The 3,202-nt window shown below is 36.4% G+C and carries 2 protein-coding genes; both read left to right on the forward strand.

Annotated features, from left to right (window positions below):
• Positions 1–339: 339 nt before the first annotated feature.
• Positions 340–1,458, forward strand: a complete 1,119-nt coding sequence (gene mnmA, locus A5875_RS01275) for a tRNA 2-thiouridine(34) synthase MnmA (RefSeq protein ID WP_141108260.1) — start codon at positions 340–342, stop codon at positions 1,456–1,458.
• A 208-nt stretch (positions 1,459–1,666) separates the two neighbouring features.
• A partial coding sequence (locus A5875_RS23495; protein ID WP_176244587.1) for a sigma 54-interacting transcriptional regulator occupies positions 1,667–3,202 on the forward strand: 1,536 nt, incomplete at its 3' end.

Below are 3,202 nucleotides of genomic sequence, written 5' to 3' on the forward strand. Positions count from 1 at the left end.
TTTTCGGAATCTATATTGAAATGATGGTGATACTGCTGTCTCTTATACACATCTAGATGTGTTTATACAAACAATACAAAAAGGCAATAGAAAACGTTTTAAACAGAAATCTATCGAAAATTTAAGTTTTCTGTTGTATAAGTCTCTTATACACAAGATGTGTATAAGAGACAGGTATTGTTTATATTAATACAAACAATACAAAAAGGCAATAGAAAACGTTTTAAACAGAAATCTATCGAAAATTTAAGTTTTCTGTTGTATAATGCGTATTACTGAAAAGTTGCGACCTTCAAATCGTAGAGTTTTCGGAATCTATATTGAAATGATGGTGATACTGTGTCTAACAGCAACACACGAGTCGTCGTAGGAATGAGCGGCGGCGTCGATTCATCAGTAACTGCTTTGTTGTTAAAAGAACAAGGCTATGATGTAGTCGGCATTTTTATGAAAAATTGGGACGACACCGATGAGAACGGTGTTTGTACCGCGACAGAGGATTATAAGGACGTGGCGAAAGTCGCTGCCCAAATTGGTATTCCTTACTATTCTGTCAACTTCGAGAAGGAGTATTGGGACCGTGTCTTTGAATATTTCTTAGCGGAATACCGTGCAGGCCGCACACCGAATCCAGATGTAATGTGTAATAAGGAAATCAAATTCAAAGCCTTCTTGGATTACGCGATGGAATTAGGTGCGGACTATGTAGCAACCGGGCATTACGCTCAAGTTGAAAAGGACGAAAATGGTGTGGTCCATATGTTACGAGGCGTCGATAACAACAAAGACCAAACCTATTTCTTGAGTCAATTGTCACAAGAACAATTAGCGAAAACGATGTTTCCGCTGGGCGGTATGCAAAAACCTGAAGTTCGCGCAATTGCTGAACGTGCTGGCTTAGCAACTGCTAAGAAAAAGGATTCAACTGGTGTTTGCTTCATCGGCGAAAAGAATTTCAAACAATTTCTAAGCAATTATCTGCCTGCCAAAAAAGGTAAGATGGTAACGCTAGACGGCGAAGAAAAGGGAACACACGATGGTTTGATGTACTACACCATCGGTCAACGCCAAGGCTTAGGTATCGGCGGCGGTGGAAAAACGAATGATCCATGGTTCGTTGTTGGAAAAGATCTATCTACGAATACGTTGTATGTAGGTCAAGGTTTCCATCATGAGGCATTGTATGCGACAAGTTTGGATGCCAGTGAAATTCATTTCACAACAAATGAAGACCGTCCAACAGAATTCAAATGTACTGCGAAGTTCCGTTACCGTCAGCAAGATGTACCGGTAACTGTTCGTTTATTAGAAGATAATCGCGCGGAAGTGATCTTCGATGATCCTGTTCGGGCAATCACTCCTGGACAAGCCGTTGTCTTTTACGATGGCATGGAATGTTTAGGCGGCGGTTTGATCGATCATGCGTATCAAGAAACCAAAGAATTACAATATATCTAGTTAAAAACTGCAATCACTTTATTAGAGTGGTTGCAGCTTTTTTGTCTTTTGGAAGCAATGATTATCTTGAGAGCACAAATGATATTGGGATTAAAAAACCAAAATGTATTTTAAGCATTGTTTAATGATATCAGAAATTATATGATTCATTTAAGCTCTAAGCGATATAGGTACAGAAAGACTTATACAAAAAAAGGGGGAGAAACAAATGATTAACTTTTCAAGAAGAGAAAAAATTGCAGTTTTTGTTGAAGAAGAGACGAATAAGGTATTGAGAGATTCTACTAATTCATTAGATAAAGTTCAAATGGATACAAATTATATCGCTGAAAAACTGAACTTAACTCGATCTAATGTCAGCAAGGAATTGAACAGTTTGTTTAGAGAGAAGAAAGTGATAAAAATTCTTGGAAAACCGGTATTGTATATCGCATCTGAACCATTTCAGTATATTTTAGATGTTAATAATTCAAAGATGACGGAATATGCGTTTAGCCAAGAAGAATTTCTTCAACTTTTAGAAGAAAGGGAAAACTCACCCGAAAAATCAGACATATTTAGTACTATGGTAGGCTCTAAGGGAAGTTTGCGAACAATCGTTGATCAGCTGAAGTCTGCAATCCTATACCCACCTAATGGTTTACATATTTTACTTTCTGGATCAACCGGTGTCGGAAAAACGACAATGGTTGATTATTTATATCGTTATGCTTTAGAAGAGGGAACTATTTCGAATTCAGGGAAATTAGTATCCTTCAATTGTTCAGATTATGCAGACAATCCTCAATTATTAATGTCAATTTTGTTTGGATATGAGAAAGGAGCATTTACAGGAGCCGATACTAGCAAGGATGGATTAATAAAACGTGCAGAAAATGGAATTCTATTTTTGGATGAAGTACATCGACTTCCGCCGCAAGCACAAGAAATGCTTTTTCAAGTTATTGATAATAATAGGTATCGCAAACTCGGACAAATTGAAGAGAATATCCTAAATAATATTTTATTTATTATGGCTACTACGGAAGATATTTCTTCCTATTTACTTAAAACATTTACTCGCAGAATACCAGTTGCGGTAACCCTTCCGGATCTCAGTATGCGTTATCCCTCTGAACGCATGGAATACATCTTCATGTTTTTGTATGAGGAGTCTAAGCGGATTCATATTCCGTTGGTAGTTGAAAAAGAGACACTTGAAGCATTACTGCTTTATACGGTTGAGGGAAATTTAGGTCAATTAAAGGTCGATATAAAACTCACCTGTGCCAAAGCGTTTATGAGAAAAGGAAAGAACAGAATGCAGCCGCTATTGCTTGAGTTTAGTGATCTACCTGAAACAGTCATTAAATCTTATTTTGAAGAAAATAAGAATAAGGATTCTTTAGTTCAAGATATTTTAACGCGACTTGATCAGTTAACAGAGATTGATTTTAGAAAGAAAGAGAATACTCAAACTGAAAGGACAACTTTAGCCATAGATACTTTTTCATCAGTAAATACTCAATTTCCACTAAATCAATCGAATTTTCAAACTAATCAAGAAACAAAAAAAGTTTTACTCGCAGACCCAAACACCGCTATAGAACAATTTTACAATCAAATAGATTTTGCGGAAAATACTGAGCATTTAGAATCTGTTGCTAAAATAATCGATCATTCAATTTTTTTAGCAGTAAAGACAATGTTAGCTGAGCTGAGTTTACCATTAGAAAAGAGTACAGTTATTGGATTGATGCTTCAT

The organism is Enterococcus sp. 3H8_DIV0648, assembly GCF_002140655.1.
In the GTDB taxonomy this organism is placed as follows: Bacteria; Bacillota; Bacilli; order Lactobacillales; family Enterococcaceae; genus Enterococcus_A; species Enterococcus_A hulanensis.